This window comes from Pseudomonas sp. IT-P4 (assembly GCF_949767755.1).
Lineage (GTDB): Bacteria > Pseudomonadota > Gammaproteobacteria > Pseudomonadales > Pseudomonadaceae > Aquipseudomonas > Aquipseudomonas monachiensis.
This window is the reverse complement of the sequence record NZ_CATKPX010000078.1, coordinates 70,001-86,943: the sequence shown is the minus strand read 5'-3', so window position 1 is coordinate 86,943 and position 16,943 is coordinate 70,001. Positions and strand designations below refer to the sequence as shown.

The window sequence follows — 16,943 nt, the reverse complement described above, 5'->3', positions numbered from 1 at the left end:
CTCCTGGCAGTGGCGGGACGGGAGGTGTCCGGCCTAATTATTGTTAACATGTTATCGTTATAATTAATATGTTAATGATCGTCAAGCGCCTTATCGTTCATGGCGATTTACTCGCAACGAGTGCACCATGGGAGCGGGGGATGTCTGGACAAGAAAAATGAGAAATGTGTGATGAACGATCGGTATCCAATTCCTAACATCAACATCGGCCAGGTCTACGATCAGCGTTACAGCGATAGCGAAGTGCATTACGACAAGCTCGGCAACCTGGCGGGTTTCTTTGGTCGCAACATGCCAGTGCACCGCCACGATCGATTTTTTCAGGTGCATTACGTCAAGAGCGGAACGGTGAGGGTTTATCTAGATGATCAGCAGTACGTCGAGTCTGGCCCCATGTTTTTTCTCACCCCACCGACGATTCCCCATTCCTTCGTGACGGAGGCGGACAGCGATGGCCACGTGCTCACCGTTCGCCAGCAGTTGATCTGGCAATTGATCGAAAGCGATCCTGGGCTGGCATTGGGGCCGCAACTTCCCGCAGCCTGTGTGGCGCTTGATCACCTCAAGCCTGAGCAGCAAAGCGAATCGCGGCGTCTGGCATTTTTATTCGAAGAGCTGCGAGGGGAGATGAACGGTGGGGCCGCCGGTCACAGCGCAGCGGTGCTAAGCCTGACTCGACTGATCATGGTCAGCGTATTAAGGCTGTGCGCAAACCCTCTCGAAGCGACGCCTACGCGACGTGAAGACTTGCAGATCTTTCATCGATTCAATGCACTGATTGAAGAGCATTATCTGGAGCACTGGGCGCTTGGCCGTTATGCGCAGGCCATTGGCGTTACCGAAGCTCGGCTTAACGATGTCTGTAGGCGTATTGCCGATTTGCCGTCCAAACGCCTAGTGTTCGAAAGGGTCATGCAGGAAGCCAAGCGTTTGCTGTTGTTCACGGGCAGCTCGGCAAATGAAATCTGCTACCTGCTGGGTTTCAGGGATCCGGCGTATTTCAATCGTTTTTTCCAACGCAACGCACAAATGACGCCAGGAGAGTATCGCCTGCGACATTCGGGGTTTCGCTAATGACCTGTATTTAGGGTGACTGCAGCGGGGTTGTTTCTGGGGACAGGTGCGCGGCGACCTCCAGCCGGTTGCGCTACTGAAGCACCAACCGTAAGCTGTTGGCTGGTTCACATAGTCCACTCAATATGCCCAATCCCAGACCTTCCCTGACACTCACTTTGCTCCAGGCTCGCGAAGCGGTTATGACGTTTTTCCGTCCTGGTCTGAACGATCATGACTTGACCGAGCAGCAGTGGCGAGTCATTCGAATTCTTCGCCAACAGGGCGAACTGGAAAGTCATCAGTTGGCACATCAGGCTTGTATTCTAAAGCCCAGCATGAGTGGTGTGCTCAAGCGCCTGGAGCGCGACGGACTGGTCATTCGCAGGAAATCGGCTGAAGATCAGCGCCGCATTTTCCTCAATCTGACCGAGCAAGGGTATGAATGCTTTTTGTCGATGAGCGAAGGGATGGAGCGCAATTACCTCGAGATCCAGCGGCAGTTTGGTGAGAAAAAATTGCAGAAACTGCTCGAATTACTCGAAGATCTTAAAAAGATCAAGCCCTGAAAGGGGTGACTGCTTTTCCAATCGGCGACATCCACTCATCCACCGTTTTGGACTGCTCATCACAGACCAGAATCGTCAGAGCGTGCGAGCGGGTTTTCACTAAGGGGAGTAATCTCCATCCACCCGGCCTCCAACGAATGCAACAGATGGCCAATCTGATCAAGCTCACCTTCTTTGCTATCGAGCGAATCGAGGCATTTTGAACTCGATTCCGCCAGACGGGTGATAGCGACATCTACCAAACGCATTCCTTCCTCACTCAATTGAATCAATTGGCCTCGGCGATCACGTGGATCGGGAATACGGTTGGCGACGCCGCGTTCTACCAATTTGTCCGCTCGATAGGTGGCGGCGCCCGACGTCACCTTCAGCAGACGAAAGACATCGGTAGGGCGCATGCAGTAAGGCGGGCCGCTTCGCCGTAAAGCGAACAGCAGCATGAGATCCTTCATCCCCAGTTCAAGGTCGTCCGCGATTACCTCTATGTGGTGATCGATCAACATGGCGAGGCTTCGGATTCGGAGTGTAATCGCCAATCCAAGGTGATCCAGATCCGGACGTTCGTTACGCCATGCTTGCGCAACGGCCTCAGGGCTGGCGGCAGGAAACAATAAATCGCTCATGCAAAATCCATCAGGTGGCTTTGAGGTGATCATACCTCAGTGTGAACCGGGTGTGCCCTGCAGCTATGGCGCTGCCAGGGCTGTCATTGAGGCGATGAACCTCAGTGCACGGGAGTCGACGGAGCGCTCACGGCAAAGCGTTAACATGCTAACGAATTTTCTTGACGAGCTCTAAAAGCGAGAATAGCCTAAAACTATCTTAAAGACTGAGATACTTTGTTTTTAAGATAGTTTTGGCCGCCTAGCTGCGGCTCTTCTAAAAAACAAGAACGGGGCTCGCTATGCTGACCGCTGAACAGAACCGCCTGCTGACGGACGTTTCCCCTGGCACACCTCTGCACAGGTATTGGAAAAGACAATGGATTCCTGCGCTGCGCAGTGAGGCGCTTGAGCCGGGAGGAACGCCACAACGTGTCGAATTGCTATGCGAAAAATATGTCGCCTTTCGCGCGGATGATGGTCATGTCGGATTCCTCCATGAGGCATGTCCCCATCGCGGCGTTTCGCTCGCGCTCGGTAGAAATGAAGGTAACCGCCTGACTTGCATCTTCCACGGCTGGAGTTTTGACACGCAGGGCAACTGCACCAAAATGCCAACCGAGAAGGACCAGGCTTTTTGCAAAAAGGTAAAGGGGCAAGGGTTCGAGGTGCGAGAGGGTGGCGGTATTGTGTGGGTGTACTTGGGTGAGGGCGAAGCGCCGGCCTTCACTGATTATGCATTCACCTATTTTGATCGTAAGCACGCCAGACCGCGGGCTTCCTATAACGAAGCGAACTGGTTGCAAAACGTCGAAACGTTAATGGACTCGGCCCATATCGGACTGCTGCACCATGACACCACGGCGAACCCGGAGCTTCCCCAGGCCGGGCTCCAGCTCGTCACTGGCAACGACACCCCCAAGTACACGCTCGAGAGCAAGCCGTATGGCTTACGGTCGTATTCGTTGCGCACCACGGGTCAGGAGCAGGACTACCTTCGGGTGACCGAGTTTGTAGCACCGGCGAGCGCGTTCATTGGTACCACCGAACAAGAAGCGGGATTTCTGATCATCGTAGTGCCGGTTAACAATACGCGCAGTCTTCAGTGGTATGTCTATTGGGATTCGCGCCAACCTATCGATGAAAACCTCCCGGATTTCGCGCTGGATGGTACTGATGAATCCGACGACAACTTCGCAGCGTCCCGCCAAGGTCTTCTCAACTATGGGCAAGATCGCGAAGCAATGCGTGCCGGTCGGAGCTGGACAGGCGTTCCGGGCGTTATTTTTGAGGATTACGCCGTTGCCGAGAGCATTCCCATTGTCGATCGGACGCGAGAGTTCCTGGGTAGCGGGGATCTCGCAATTGTCCGTTTACGGCGTGAATTGATGGAGCGGATTCGTCAATCGGAAGCCAATGAAGACAGCGTCCAGGCGCAGGCGAGCGACTACCGTTCATTGAGAGCGTTGGCTGACATGATTCCTGTTGGGACCGTCATTCAGGACTACACGGAGCAGAAGCGTCAAGAACGCAGAATGACTTATCTCTGAGCCCGTCAGGCCGTCAGCTCGATGAGCTGGCGGCCGAACGCGCCACTAACAATCCATGGTTCGGGCTAGGTTGCGAAATGCCAAACACATTCCAGGTGTACATCAAATCAGTCACCCATGAGGCAGATGGGGTACTGGCGTATGAGCTAAAAGGGCTGGAGGGTGTGACGCTTCCTGCATTTACTCCAGGGGCGCACATTGACGTCATTGCAGAGGGTATTCCTCTGCGTAGTTACTCCTTGCTGAACGATCCTTCCGAGAGAAATCGTTACGTCATAGCGGTAGCCAAAGACCCTAAAAGTCGTGGTGGATCGATCATGATTCACGAACGCTTGCGTCCTGGGGACAGGTTGCAGGTCAGTGAGCCAAGAAACCTGTTCCCCCTTGCTGAAGGCGAGCACCGTTCTGTGCTGATCGCGGGTGGGATAGGGGTTACGCCGCTTTGGTGTATGGCGCAGTACTTGAATAGCAAAAAAATGGACTGGGAGCTGCATTACTTCGCTCGTAGTGTTAACCACGCCGCGTTGATCGACGCGATGCAAGGCCACATCACCCAGGACAAGGTCCAGTTGCTGTTGGGGTACGACGTGGAGGCTACCGTCGCTCACATTCAGGAGGTTTTCCGTGGTGATGATGGAACCCGACATTACTATTGTTGTGGGCCGGCTGGGATGATTCAGGTCTATTCCGAGCAAGCAAAGGCGCTGTCCATCTCTGATGGCAGGGTTCACTTCGAGAGCTTTATACCGCTGCAGGAAGCCGCGACGTCGGGTGGGTATGAGATCGTACTGGCGAGGACCGGGAAGACTCTCAGGATGGAGCAGGGCAAAAGCATACTCGATGCGCTGATTGAAAACGGTGTTGAGATGATGCATTCCTGTCGCGAAGGCATCTGTGGTGCTTGTGAAGTGCGGGTGCTGGAGGGCACGCCAGACCATCGCGATTCAATTCTGAGCGAGGCGGAAAAGCAGGCAGGCAAGACGCTCTTTGTCTGCTGCTCGGGAAGCAAGACACCTCGTATGGTGTTAGACCTGTAATACCCCCCTTCTGACGGCTTAATCAAGCGATGGTCGCCTCGTTGACAATACGGTACGTATAGTTTTATATATGGGGTAATTTCAACGAGAATAAAAAATGTCCAACGACTCTCTTCGAGTGATGTGGTTTGTCCCTCCTGCTATTGCGGTATCAGCCTCGTGGCAAACGCCGGCGGATTTGCGTATCGAGTCTTCGATGACTCAATCGTCTGATGAGCAGTACTCGTCACTCTGTGCAGGAGAGGTCGACGCGGTCGTAACGTCAATCGACAACGTTTTGCACTGGAACCGCCGGCAAGGTCCACAAGACTTCGTGGTGATTGCTCAGATTGAAACCACCACGCCGTTACAACTGGTCGGTTCCTCGGCCCTATCCGCTCCTGCAGATTTGCGCGGTGCCAACATTCTGGTGGACGCCCCCGAGAACGGTTTTGTCATTGCCCTTCGAGCGCTACTCAAGGAAGCAGGGCTCCGCGCCGACGATTATCGCCTGACACCCGTTGGCGGGGTGCGTGAGCGGTTTGCGGCTCTTGTTGCGGGGGAGGGTGATGCGACCTTGCTCGGGCCTCCGTTCGACACCATGGCGGTTCAGCGGGGACTCAAGACTATTGCAACGATTCAGGGTGTATTTACCAATTTTCCTGGCCAAGGACTGGTCGTGAGGAAGTCGGCGAGTCAGGCGAATGACGCCCTGAAAGCGTGGGTACGCATCCTCAGCGCAACACTTACGACCATGCCTGGCGACACGGTAAAGCTGACAGAGGCTTTGGAGCTGCTTGGCATGCCTGTCGAAGCAGTAAAAGCAATGGTGAATACATTTCCTGAAACGCTGATGCCTTCTCGCGAGGGTCTTGAGCTTCTTATTGGGCAGAGGGCTTTGCTAGGGTTGCCCGGCGCGGATTTTACCTATGAGCAAATTGTCGACGGCTCATTCTTACAATAATTCGGAGGTACACTTGAAGAAGTTCTCGCTCGGTACATTTTCTTTAAAAGCCAATCCACAGCAACGCTTTGCTGGCCTGGTTATTGACGCAAAGGTTATCCCAGTCAGTCGCGTGGCTGAGGAGTTCGGAGTTGATATTCTCCGAGAAAAAAGTGTGCTGTCGCTACTTGAAAACTGGGATGCCAGTTACGCCGCGCTCGAATCGATTGTCAATAAAGTCATTACGTCGTCCTGGTATGATGAAAATCAACTCACGTTTCGCCCTGCAGTTGATCTGCCGCGTCAAGTGTTCTGCACAGGCGCAAACTATCGAAAGCATGTAGTGGATTTGACCGTCGATTCAAATGTCGGTCCAGAAGGGCTAAGCAAGGAAGAATTGAGGACTTGGGCTGAAGACATGATGGATGACAGGGTCGCTAATGGAGAACCCTATGTATTCACCAAGCCCGTCTCTGCCATTTCGGGAGCCTATGACGACTTGGTTCTTCCTCCCACTACCAGCAAGCCTGACTGGGAGCTTGAGTTGGCCGTAGTGATAGGCAAGGAGGGGTACAATATCCGTGTGGAAGATGCCATGGATTATGTAGCCGGTTACACAATCGTTAATGACATTTCGGCTCGCGACCTCATTCCACGCACTGATTACAAGATGCTCGGTACTGACTGGCTCAGATCGAAAGGGCAGCCAGGCTTTCTTCCGCTTGGTCCGTATCTGGTTCCCAAGCAGTTCGTTGAAGATCCCCACAACCTCTCGATGCAACTGACAGTGTCCGGCAAAACAATGCAGGATGAGACGACGGCAGATATGCTTTTTGGGATTGAACAACAAATCGCATACATCTCGAAGTACGCAAAGCTATTGCCCGGCGATGTGATTTGTACAGGCTCCCCTGCAGGTAATGGAACTCATTACAATCGTTTCTTGCGCGACGGCGACATTATGGTTGGCACAATTGCCGGACTGGGTGCGCAACGGCAGAACTGCATCAGTCATTCAGGTTGAGGTAACGTCTTGTGCAAAAAATCATTGACAACCCAGACCGAGCTTTTTTGGAGCGTGCTATTTCAGAGGCCCAATTTGACATCCCGTTTGAATTGACTGCTGGATTAAGTGCACTTGGCGCGAGGTTGATTAATGGCGGCCTTGGCATTGTCGAACTTAGTTTCGAAGCGCCATTAACATCCCTTCAGGGAAATGGCGTTGTATCCGGTGGCACATTGATGACCATGCTCGACTATGCCATGGCTTTTGCAGTACTCAGCACGCTGCCCTGTGGGCAAACCTGTGCCACTACCAGCATTACGGTGAATATGCAGGCGGCTGCGAAGCCATCGTTGTTGAAAGCAAAGGCAACAGTTGAACGTGTGGGTCGTCAAATTGCGTTCGCCAGGGCCGAACTTCATGACCCTCAGCGAGAAGTGCTGATCGCCAGTTCGTCAGCAACATTTGTGGTTATGCCAGTGAGTCGCCTAAAGGCGGTATGACTCAAAAAATTTGATTAATAACGAAACTAAACGAACCGTTTTTGAGGTTGCATGATGAATAACATTACCGAAGTGGCTTATAAGCCAGTACGGAGGATTGTCACTGGTCACAACGAAGCTGGTGAGTCGATTATCACCAGTGACGCCAATACACCAAATGTTCTGGCACAAGCTGGTAAGCCGGTTGCACAGGTCGTCTGGGCAACGGGTGTTGGGCGTGCGGGCGGTTTGGATCCAGCGCCAGCCGGACACAAATTTGGTTTTCATTCTGATGAGGGTTCGCTTCTTCGAATAGTCGACTTCCCGCCAGATGAAGTTTATGACCAGGAAAAGTTGGTCGAATTTCTTGATAGTGAAGGTGTGCGCGACAAGAAAAAGCCTCGACATTTCTGGTTCCACAAAACGCAATCCCTTGATTACGCCGTGGTACTCGAGGGCGAGATTGTCGCGATGATGGATCACGGTGAGACCGTTATGCGGCCAGGAGACGTACTGGTACAGCGCGCAACCAACCACAGTTGGTCGAATCGTTCCGGGCGTAACTGTCGAATGCTGTTCGTCCTGTTAGCGCTGAAAGAAGGAGAAGAACTGTGAGAAAAATTATAATAACCGCCGCTATCACGGGCGGGGCACATACGCCGTCGATGTCTCCTCATCTCCCGGTTACTCCTCAGGAGATTGGCGATCAGGCGATCGAAGCGGTAAAAGCGGGAGCGGCGATCGTTCATCTTCACGCCCGAAACCCTGAGGATGGTCGTCCCACTGGCGACCCTGAAATCTTTCGTCAATTCGTCTCGAGAATTAAGGCCGAAACGGATGCCATCGTGAACATTTCTACGGGCGGTGGTGGCCCGGGAATGGCAATTAGCGAGCGTGCGGCGGCGGGTGTAGCGCTACAGCCGGAAATGTGCTCCCTGAACATGGGGTCTATAAACCTCAACCTTTCCGAAATGGCCAGCAAGGATCGAGAGTGGCGTTACAGCTGGGAAGTGGAGCATCTTAATGCCACAAAGGATCTGGTCTTCCGCAATACTTTTTCCGATATCGAATGGATCCTGCGAACCATTGGTGATACCGGTACCCGCTTTGAGTTCGAGTGTTACGACGTCAGCCACTTGTACACGCTGAAGTATTTCCTGGATAAAGGACTGGTTAAGCCGCCATTGTTCATCCAGACAATTTTTGGATTGCGTGGTGCCATGGGGGCTCATATCGAAGATGTGATGCATCAGAAGCGAACCGCAGATCGTCTATTTGGTGATCAGTATCACTGGTCAGTATTGGGCGCAGGTAAAGACCAGATGTCGCTAGCGACTCTCGCGGCCATTATGGGCGGCAACGTCAGAGTGGGTCTTGAAGATAGCTTGTACATCGGGCGCGGTGAGTTGGCGGTTTCTAATGCCGCACAAGTGCGGAAAATCCGAAGTATCGTGGAACAGTTGGGGTTTGAAATTGCTACACCTCAAGAGGCAAGGGAAATACTCGCGTTGAAAGGAAAGACAAATACTGCTTTCTAATTCGGTATTCATAAGGGTCATCCAGAGACGGCCCACCCTGTATTGTGAAATACACAAGCCGGCCATAAGGCCGGCTTTTTAGTATGGTAATCATCGCGATTTTCAGGATCTAGAGCCCAGCAATTTGCATATGTAATTGATATGTGATTCAGCAAAGGACTCGTCCAGAGGGGCATGACCTATCATCAGGCGCATATAAACCGGCCCATAGATCAAATCCATGAGTACTTCGACATCTGCACCTTTTGAAATGTCGCCGCTGTTTTTCCACTCTTCAAGCATCTCTCTGACGACTGCTCTTCGACCGTAATGAAATCGCTCACGGAAGACGCGATGGATGGTTGGATCAGATTGACCTTCAGCAACAATTTGAGCGACGAGCCGGCCGGGCCATCCTGAATACTGCGTTACGAAAGAACGGAAATGGTGCGTTATGGCCTCGCGTGGGCGCATGCCTCGAGGAAGCGTTGTTTTAACCAAGTGTTGCTCGATAAACGCATCGATCACGACGGAAGCCTTGGATTCCCACCATCGATAAATGGTCGCCTTACTCACTCCTGCCTCTCGTGCTATCGCTTCGATAGAGATTGCTTGAATCGATTTGTCCTGGAGGAGGCTGATAGCAGCATCCAGGATCAGTCGGCGTGTCGCTTCACTACGGGGGCGTCCAGTAGGCATTGAGGTTTTCTTAACCTGCATTGATGTGTTCCTTGGCGCTGCGGTCTTGAGATGGTCTGACAATGATTCATTGCACGAACTTATAAACGAAACAAAACGATACGATTAGTATATTTGTTGTCTGCCAAAATTATCAATCCGACTGCTTCAGTTCCCGGCTCCTGCTGATCTGTCTACGCCACGGCTTGGCGTATCAGCGAAATCTTCTAAATTGTACCGATTTTTGCCCTTTACAAAACGGTGCGTGTCGTTTAGCTTTGGGTCTTGCAAAGCTGATTCAGGCTCGTTCAAGTCAATAAAAAGAGGGAAATCACATGAAGCTAGGCCGAATTTCTGTTAACGGGCCCGACGGTGCGGAAGCCCGCTTGGTGCTGGTAGTTCCAGAGGAGCATCGGGTCATCGACCTGAAGCGCGCGCTCCATGAGCAGTTGGTCAAGGGCGGTTCTTCCCGGGAAAGCGCTCTGCAATACGCAAATGCTGTTTTCCCTGGCAGCATGTCGGCGGCAATTGCATTGGGCACGCCGTTTATCGAGGCAGCAGAAAAGATCAATGCTAAGCGGCCAGATGCACATTCAATCTCATTCGATAGCGTGCAGTGGTTGCCAGCCTCGGATCCTTCTGTGGTGCGAGATGGACTGACATTCGTGGGCCACATCAAAGGCTTCCATGAAAAAATTGGCCAGCCGCCCACTCCAAATCTTCTGAAGGTGCCCGGCTATTTCAAAGGTACGCCGCATACGGTGATTGGGCATGAAGCGGAAGTTCCGTGGCCAGGATACATCCAGCACATGGACTACGAACTGGAGCTTGGTTACGTCATCGGAAAGCGTGGAGAAAGTCTGCGCCCTGAAAACGCGCTTGATCACCTGTTCGGTATCACCATCTTCAATGACTTTAGTGCCCGCGATTGTCAGGCGGTCGAAATGCCAATTGGGATGGGTCCCACCAAGTGTAAAGACTTCGCCTACGGTATCGGGCCTTGGATTACCACCGTCGATGAATTCAAAGATTTGGACCGGATCGGCATGGAAGTCCGCGTCAATGGCGAGACTTGGGGTAAGGGTGACAGCTCCAACAAACTTTGGACAATTGGCGAGCTGATTGCCTGGGCTAGCCTTGGTGAAGCCATCGTGCCGGGCGATGTAATCGGCTCGGGTACGATGGGCGGTGGTTCAGCTTTGGAGCTCGATCGTAGGCTCCAGCCCGGTGATGTCGTCGAAATAATCGTTGATGGCGTCGGAACTCTGCGCAACAAGATGGGACAACCTATTTCCGGTCTATGGTGGCCTGAAGAGCGCAAGCCATTCATGTGACGTGTATTTGAAACTCACGCGCGCATCAGAGATCTCAGGCCCGGCAATGGTTCTGGCCTGACATAAGAAAAACGCATTCTTTGATAGGTGTTGAAATGAACATCCTTGGACCGGACACTTTGTATTTTGGTGTTGACGATGTCGCGCTCAGTGAGCGCTTCTTGGAAGATTACGGCCTTGAGCCGGTAGGGGCCGGACGCTTTGAAGCATTGGATGGAACTGGTGTAGTTATCAAGCATCGTGACGATCCGTCGCTCCCTGCCTGGAATTTGCCGACCGCAAACATGTTGCGCAAGACAATGTATGGCGTAAAAGACATCGCGACTCTCGCGAGCATCCGGAAGGAGTTCGAGGGCGAGCGTGAAGTCAAGGTTCTGGCCGATGGTTCGCTGGAGTTAGTGGACGATCTCGGATTCGCTCTGGGCTTTCAAGTTTCGATCAGAAAGCCGCACAAACTGCCCGCCGAGCGCGTAAACGCGCCGGGAGATATTCACCGTCCTGCGAACAAAACCGGTGTGGATGAAAGTTCCGAGCTCGCCCCCAAGCCACGAACGCTCTCCCACGTTGTTTATTTCGTTCCAGATATCGAAAAGGCCGAGCGCTTCTATGCGGATCGTCTGGGCTTCAAACTCACCGACAAATTTGTCGGGATGGGGCCATTTCTGCGTCCTGCGGGTACTTTCGACCACCACACGCTTTTCTTCATTCAAACCCCGCCGCATTTGCAGGGATGCGAGCACTTTACCTTCCATATGGGGGGGCCTCAGGAAGTACTGCAAGCCGGCTATGCGTTTGCAGCTAAAGGTTATGAGTCATATTGGGGGCCGGGGCGACATAAGTTTGGGTCTAACTGGTTCTGGTACTTCAATACCCCATTGGGCTGCCACATCGAGTACGACGCCGATATGGATCAGCACGACGATGACTGGTCGCCGCGCGTAGCTCCTGCAATCATGGATAACTCCCAGGTGTTCCTGTTCCAATGGCGTGAAAAATGGGCTCCTGGCGGCAAGCCTGATTAATAAGGGGGGTAAGTTGAAGATGGCAAAATCTGATCGCCGCAGGCTTTGCCATCTCGAGCAAATTGCGCCAGGCCAATCTTTGGGGTTTAGAAAGGAAAGCATAGGTCCCGACGACATATTTTTAGTCAATGACGGCGGAAATATCTATGGCTATAAAAATTCTTGTCCCCATTGGCCCGGTTCAACTATGCCAGTTCGCAAGAATCGATATCTCGACAGCGAGTCCAGTCATATCGTTTGTAGTGGTCATGGTGCGTTGTTTGAAATTAGTTCGGGTTTGTGCATAAAAGGCCCCTGTACCGGCTTGCGTTTGACACCTGTGAGTTTGGAAATTACTGAGATGAAAGAAATATTTTTACTGGAAGAGCAGCATCCATAGGATTTTTGGCAAATCCTTATGTTATTTGACTGCGTCAATTTCAATTTCAATTTCCATTGCCAAAAACAAAAACAAGAAAGGAACGTGTGATGAAGACTCCAGCTGATTTTCGCCTGGTGATTTTTTTGGGTGTATTGCTACTTGCCGCCAACTCGATGGCGCTTGAAGGAGGTGCTTCCAGTTATCCATTGGGTATTGTAACTGTCATGAGTGGGGCAGTAGGTGCTCCAGGTGAAACCCATGCCTATACATACAATAAAACCGTTGCCATAGATTCGATTCGAGATGGGCAAGGAAATAAGGTATTTCAAAAGGCTAAAGGAAGAGTTCACTCGCATGCTTTGAGATTAGTACACACGCTTGATGGGCCAACACTACTTGGCGGGAACGTCTCATTGCAGCTCGCAGTTCCTTACGTTGCTGGTCACCTGGATATTCCTGCATTGGGAGCATTTGGTAGAGACTCCTCGAATGGAATGGGCGACCCATTATTCGGTGCCTTGGTCAGCTGGCAGTCTCCAACCTATCTTCATAATCTGGAGTTGGATTTTGTAGCGCCTTGGGGGAAATATGATGAACACGCCTTGATTAATCCAGGAAACAATAGTAAGGCAATTTATGCTGCTTACGCCTTTACGTGGTTTCCAATGTCGCAAGTTGAGGTCAGCTCGAAGATCAGTGTCAACTATAGCTACGAAAATCCAAAGACGGACTATAAATCTGGAGTGCAGGTCGTTGCAGACTATGGATTTAACTATCGGCTGACCCAGAATTGGCTGGCAGGTATTGGTGGATATTTGTCGACTCAGTTGAATGATGACCAGTCCCACGGGGATGATGTAGGTAATCGAACAAGATCCATAAAGGTCGGCCCGCAAGTGGGTTACGCAAGTCGGGATTTTGGAGTAGTACTCGGCTATCAAAAAGATGTTTATGCTCGAAATACTTCGGAAGGCGACACAGTGATGCTCAATGGGATGTTTAAATTTTAATTAGGTGCTGCAATTTTACGCTTGGCTTCTAGTGCAAGCGTTTTTTTTTAATAAAATCATTGTGCCGATTTAGCTTTACTGCCCTTGACGCCATCTGCCATTCAGCACGTATCGATTCTTAGGCATAGAGAAACGATACCTGACGCTATTTTATGCCTTTCAGCTTGAACTCTAAACTTCAACTTTCTCGAAAGTTAGCTTGCAGAACATAACAAACGAATATGTATTAAACGATACGTTTCGTTTGTCTTGTAATTGTTGCCACTTAGCAGATGAACGGTGAAGATTACGCTTGCGCGTGTCTGTTTACCCGGCAGGAAAGGGGCTGAAACTTTCAAACCTCAAAAAATCATAACTATCTGTCTTACAAGGCTTTCTGTTGGTGGATCCTCGGATTTAGACGCTGCCAGGGTCACGGTATGCCAGCCCCCCAACAGGGATCCGTAGGCAAAACACATCACCCTGGGCTTGACAGACCGGGTTGATAGCTGTAAGTATACGAAACGTCCCGTATTGTTAAATCTAATGGGGATGGTCATATCGCTGGTGCTCGGTGAGACCCGGATAGGTATATGCGTTTCGGAAGGAGCGGTTAAGTAGCGTAATTTAAGTTTAGCGAAGCCTAATACAAAAACAAAAGAGGTTCGTATATGCGTGTAATAAAGTCTACTGCGTACTCATGTCCGTCGCCTTCAGGGCGGCCAAAGTTCCTATCATGCGTTCTAGCAGGCGGTGCGCTGAGTGTGATATCGATGAGTGCCAGTGCATTTCAAATTGATACGGGCGACAATGATCTTAGTGCACGCTGGGATAACACCCTCAAGTATAGTTCTGCATGGCGTCTGAAGGACCCAAGCAGCAAGCTTTCAAAAAGCGAAGTTAGCCTGAACCAGGATGATGGTGACCGTGCTTTTGATAAGGGCCTCATCTCTAACCGTTTTGACCTGCTCTCGGAAATGGATATCGGTTACCGTAATTTTGGTGGTCGTCTAAGCGGAGCAGCCTGGTTCGACACCGAATACCAGAAGGACAACGATAACAACAACCCCGCGCGCGCGAATCAGGTTTCGGTTGCCTATGACGAATTCACTGATGACACTCGACATCTGCACGGCGGTGATGGTGAGTTATTAGATGCATTCGTCTATTGGAATGGTGAAGTTGCGGATCGAGCTTTGTCCTTTCGTTTGGGTCGGCATGGCCTGATTTGGGGGGAAAGTCTGTTTTTCGGGGCCAACGGGATTGCTGGCGGAATGGCTCCGGTGGACGTGGTAAAGGCTATTTCAGTACCCAACACCCAGTTCAAGGAAATCACCAGACCAGTTAGTCAGTTGTCTACTTCCTACCAACTTACTGATGCGCTTTCGTTGGGTGCGTTCTATCAGTTTGAGTGGGAAGAAACACGATTACCTGCGGCGGGTAGCTATTTTTCCACCCTCGACATGATGGGAGAGGGGGCTGAGCGCCTGATTGTCGGGGAGCCATTCCCTGATTTTCTCGGTGGTAATCCAAGCAGCCCTGCGGCCTTTTTTCATGGTAAGGACAAAAAAGCCCGGAGTTCTGGACAGGGTGGCCTGCAGTTACGCTATGCAGCTGAAACTGTTGATTACGGGCTTTATGCTATCCAATACCATGATAAAACCCCGCAGTTGTACCTCCGTCCTGGCGTAGGCGCCCCTAATTTTGCAACCGGACAAGTAGGTGAGTTCTTCTGGGTGTATCCGGAGGATATACGCGCACTGGGCGCAAGTTTTACCACGTCAGTGGGTGAGTATAACTTTGCCGGGGAAGCGTCTATGCGCTGGAATATGCCCCTGGTATCGAATGGTCAGGTCGTACTGCCAGATGTAGACGCTGACAATGACAATCATCCACTTTACGCGGTCGGGCGGACTGCCCACGTGAATTTGAACGTGCTCGCATCTCTCGAGCCAACTTTCATATCCAATGAGGCCAGCTTGATCGGTGAAATTGCCTGGAACCGTTTGTTGAAGGTTACTGAAAACCGATCAGCACTGGATCCGAATGCTACAGATGACGGGGTAGGGCTAAAGTTGGTGTATACACCAACTTATCGTCAGGTTTTCCCGGGCATCGATCTTGGTGTTCCGCTAGGTGTCAGCTACTTCCCAATGGGTAAGTCGGCTGTAGTTGGCGCTTTCGGTCCTGATAAAGGTGGTGATTTCAATATCGGTGTAACCGCCACCTACCTTGATCGTGTCACTTGTGGTTTGACGTACACACATTATTACGGTCCATCTGACACTACGCTCAATGAGGCCAGCCAGTTTAATTACAAGCAATCATTTAAAGATCGGGATTACCTGGCCTTCTCTATCAAGAGCACTTTCTAAGAGGACTTGAACATGATTTCTCGAATTAAATTCAGTGCTGCTTATTTTTTCATAATGAGTGCTATTGCTTTTAGTGCGTCCGCGATGGCTACCGGAGTGGATGATTTAGGCAAAAGCCTGACCCCCTTTGGCGCTGAACGGGCTGGTAACGCGGATAAAACTATCCCGGCATGGGAGGGTGGATATACCACCGTTGATCCGTCTTATCAGAAGGGTGGTAAGCGTGGCGATCCTTTCGCCGCGGATAAACCACTGTTCAGCATTACTTCGAAGAACATGGCTCAATACGCAGATAAGCTGAGCGATGGTGTTAAAGAAATGTTCAAACGGTATCCAGACACCTATCGAATGGATATCTACCCAACACGTCGAACAGCAGCGGCTCCGCAGTGGGTATATGACAATACAGCCAAGAATGCGGTTAATGCCAAGCTGGTAGAGGGTAGCGCGGGTCCAATGCCCGAAGGGGCTTATGGCGGTATCCCATTTCCGATTCCGAAAAATGGTGACGAGGCGATGTGGAACCATCTGCTGAGTTGGAGCGGTACCTCCATTACGCGGGACGCTCGCTTTTATTTGATGACTGCCGATGGTCAACAGGTAATGACTACCGATGGTAAGGCTATCCAAGAAATGCCGTATTACTTTCAGGATGGCTCGGCGCAGAATTTCGATGGCGATTACTGGATGATTCGCCTGCTTAATATTGGCCCACCGATTCGTGCTGGTGAGCAGGCGATGGATCGGGCCAATCTCAATGCCGATAAATCACAGACGCATATCTACCTTGCCGGCCAACGGCGAGTGCGCAAGGTACCTAACTCCTGCTGCGACACGCCAGCGCCTTCAACAGCAGGCGTGATGGCCTATGATGAACTGTCCGTTTATAAAGGGCGGCTCAACCGGTTCAATTGGAAGTTAGTAGGTAAAAAGGAACTTTATATTCCCTATAACACCAATAAATTCTTTACCGCAGGCAAACCGGAAGACGTACTTGGTAAGCGGCATCTTAATCCAGACGTCTTGCGCTGGGAACTGCATCGTGTGTGGGTTGTCGAGGCAAATCTGAAGCCTGGCGAGCGCCATCAAATGGTTAAGAGCCGTTACTACCTGGATGAAGATACCTGGCAAGCGCTGTTGGGCGATCGTTGGGATGCAAGTGGTCAATTGGCCAAAACGCTGTGGGCGCTACCGGCAGTCATGCCAGATATTCCTGCCCAGGCTTCTGTCTCGTCGGGGTTCTATGACTTTATGTCCGGTACTTGGTTTGTACTTGACCTGCTCACTGGACAGTCCTCGCAATGGGGGATTGTCGAGCGTTTCAAGAAGTCTGACTTCTCGCCAACAGTAATGGCGGGTCAGGGTGTGCGTTAACGCTAAGACTCTCTGAAAAGCACCGACAATCTCAGTTGTCGGTGCTTTTGCGACACGCGGTTCAAGAGATAATAA

General features: G+C 51.3%; 17 protein-coding genes. 15 read left to right on the top strand and 2 right to left on the bottom strand.

Going from position 1 to position 16,943, the window contains the following annotated elements:
* The first annotated feature begins 171 nt into the window (after positions 1-171).
* A complete protein-coding gene (gene hpaA / locus ACM6IT_RS24990; protein ID WP_077431812.1) occupies positions 172-1,074 on the top strand; it encodes a 4-hydroxyphenylacetate catabolism regulatory protein HpaA in 903 nt (300 codons plus the stop codon).
* 125 nt (positions 1,075-1,199) lie between these two features.
* Entirely contained in the window at positions 1,200-1,622 is a 423-nt protein-coding gene (gene hpaR / locus ACM6IT_RS24985) for a homoprotocatechuate degradation operon regulator HpaR (protein ID WP_056723258.1), read from the top strand.
* 59 nt (positions 1,623-1,681) lie between these two features.
* On the opposite strand, the gene ACM6IT_RS24980 is transcribed toward hpaR, so the two are convergent.
* A complete protein-coding gene (locus ACM6IT_RS24980) occupies positions 1,682-2,245 on the bottom strand; it encodes a MarR family winged helix-turn-helix transcriptional regulator (protein ID WP_159953406.1) in 564 nt (187 codons plus the stop codon).
* A gap of 281 nt (positions 2,246-2,526) precedes the next feature.
* Here ACM6IT_RS24980 and ACM6IT_RS24975 point away from each other — a divergent pair, with 281 nt between their 5' ends.
* The 7 genes from ACM6IT_RS24975 to ACM6IT_RS24945 all read left to right on the top strand — a co-directional run bounded on the left by ACM6IT_RS24975 (position 2,527) and on the right by ACM6IT_RS24945 (position 8,756).
* On the top strand, positions 2,527-3,774 hold the full coding sequence (locus ACM6IT_RS24975) for a Rieske 2Fe-2S domain-containing protein (protein ID WP_090454420.1): 1,248 nt from the start codon (positions 2,527-2,529) through the stop codon (positions 3,772-3,774).
* A gap of 77 nt (positions 3,775-3,851) precedes the next feature.
* Entirely contained in the window at positions 3,852-4,811 is a 960-nt protein-coding gene (locus ACM6IT_RS24970) for a PDR/VanB family oxidoreductase (RefSeq protein ID WP_056723249.1), read from the top strand.
* A 97-nt stretch (positions 4,812-4,908) separates the two neighbouring features.
* The gene (locus ACM6IT_RS24965) at positions 4,909-5,754 is read left to right on the top strand and encodes an ABC transporter substrate-binding protein (RefSeq protein ID WP_056723247.1); all 846 of its coding nucleotides are present in this window, start codon (positions 4,909-4,911) and stop codon (positions 5,752-5,754) included.
* Positions 5,755-5,767: 13 nt separating this feature from the next.
* The gene (locus tag ACM6IT_RS24960; protein WP_056723245.1) at positions 5,768-6,757 is read left to right on the top strand and encodes a fumarylacetoacetate hydrolase family protein; all 990 of its coding nucleotides are present in this window, start codon (positions 5,768-5,770) and stop codon (positions 6,755-6,757) included.
* An 11-nt stretch (positions 6,758-6,768) separates the two neighbouring features.
* The gene (locus tag ACM6IT_RS24955; protein WP_056723243.1) at positions 6,769-7,239 is read left to right on the top strand and encodes a PaaI family thioesterase; all 471 of its coding nucleotides are present in this window, start codon (positions 6,769-6,771) and stop codon (positions 7,237-7,239) included.
* A gap of 54 nt (positions 7,240-7,293) precedes the next feature.
* Complete coding sequence (locus tag ACM6IT_RS24950; RefSeq protein WP_056723418.1) at positions 7,294-7,833, top strand: cupin domain-containing protein; 540 nt, start codon at positions 7,294-7,296, stop codon at positions 7,831-7,833.
* On the top strand, positions 7,830-8,756 hold the full coding sequence (locus ACM6IT_RS24945; protein WP_077431820.1) for a 3-keto-5-aminohexanoate cleavage protein: 927 nt from the start codon (positions 7,830-7,832) through the stop codon (positions 8,754-8,756). Before ACM6IT_RS24950 ends, ACM6IT_RS24945 begins: the two co-directional genes overlap by 4 nt.
* Before the next feature lie 102 nt (positions 8,757-8,858).
* Here ACM6IT_RS24945 and ACM6IT_RS24940 read toward each other — a convergent pair whose 3' ends face one another.
* Positions 8,859-9,455 (bottom strand): TetR/AcrR family transcriptional regulator, encoded by a 597-nt coding sequence (locus ACM6IT_RS24940; RefSeq protein ID WP_414918913.1) that lies wholly within the window; start codon positions 9,453-9,455, stop codon positions 8,859-8,861.
* Between the two features lie 293 nt (positions 9,456-9,748).
* On the opposite strand from ACM6IT_RS24940, the gene ACM6IT_RS24935 reads away from it, so the two are divergent.
* The 6 genes from ACM6IT_RS24935 to ACM6IT_RS24910 all read left to right on the top strand — a co-directional run bounded on the left by ACM6IT_RS24935 (position 9,749) and on the right by ACM6IT_RS24910 (position 16,868).
* On the top strand, positions 9,749-10,747 hold the full coding sequence (locus ACM6IT_RS24935) for a fumarylacetoacetate hydrolase family protein (protein WP_056723240.1): 999 nt from the start codon (positions 9,749-9,751) through the stop codon (positions 10,745-10,747).
* A gap of 95 nt (positions 10,748-10,842) precedes the next feature.
* Entirely contained in the window at positions 10,843-11,769 is a 927-nt protein-coding gene (locus tag ACM6IT_RS24930) for a VOC family protein (protein WP_414918912.1), read from the top strand.
* Between the two features lie 19 nt (positions 11,770-11,788).
* Positions 11,789-12,148, top strand: coding sequence for a Rieske (2Fe-2S) protein (locus tag ACM6IT_RS24925; RefSeq protein ID WP_414918962.1), 360 nt, complete (start codon positions 11,789-11,791; stop codon positions 12,146-12,148).
* An 89-nt stretch (positions 12,149-12,237) separates the two neighbouring features.
* Entirely contained in the window at positions 12,238-13,140 is a 903-nt protein-coding gene (locus tag ACM6IT_RS24920; protein WP_414918911.1) for a transporter, read from the top strand.
* A 650-nt stretch (positions 13,141-13,790) separates the two neighbouring features.
* Positions 13,791-15,494, top strand: coding sequence for a DUF1302 domain-containing protein (locus tag ACM6IT_RS24915; RefSeq protein ID WP_414918910.1), 1,704 nt, complete (start codon positions 13,791-13,793; stop codon positions 15,492-15,494).
* A 54-nt stretch (positions 15,495-15,548) separates the two neighbouring features.
* Positions 15,549-16,868, top strand: coding sequence for a DUF1329 domain-containing protein (locus ACM6IT_RS24910; RefSeq protein ID WP_414918961.1), 1,320 nt, complete (start codon positions 15,549-15,551; stop codon positions 16,866-16,868).
* The last annotated feature ends 75 nt before the right edge of the window (positions 16,869-16,943 follow it).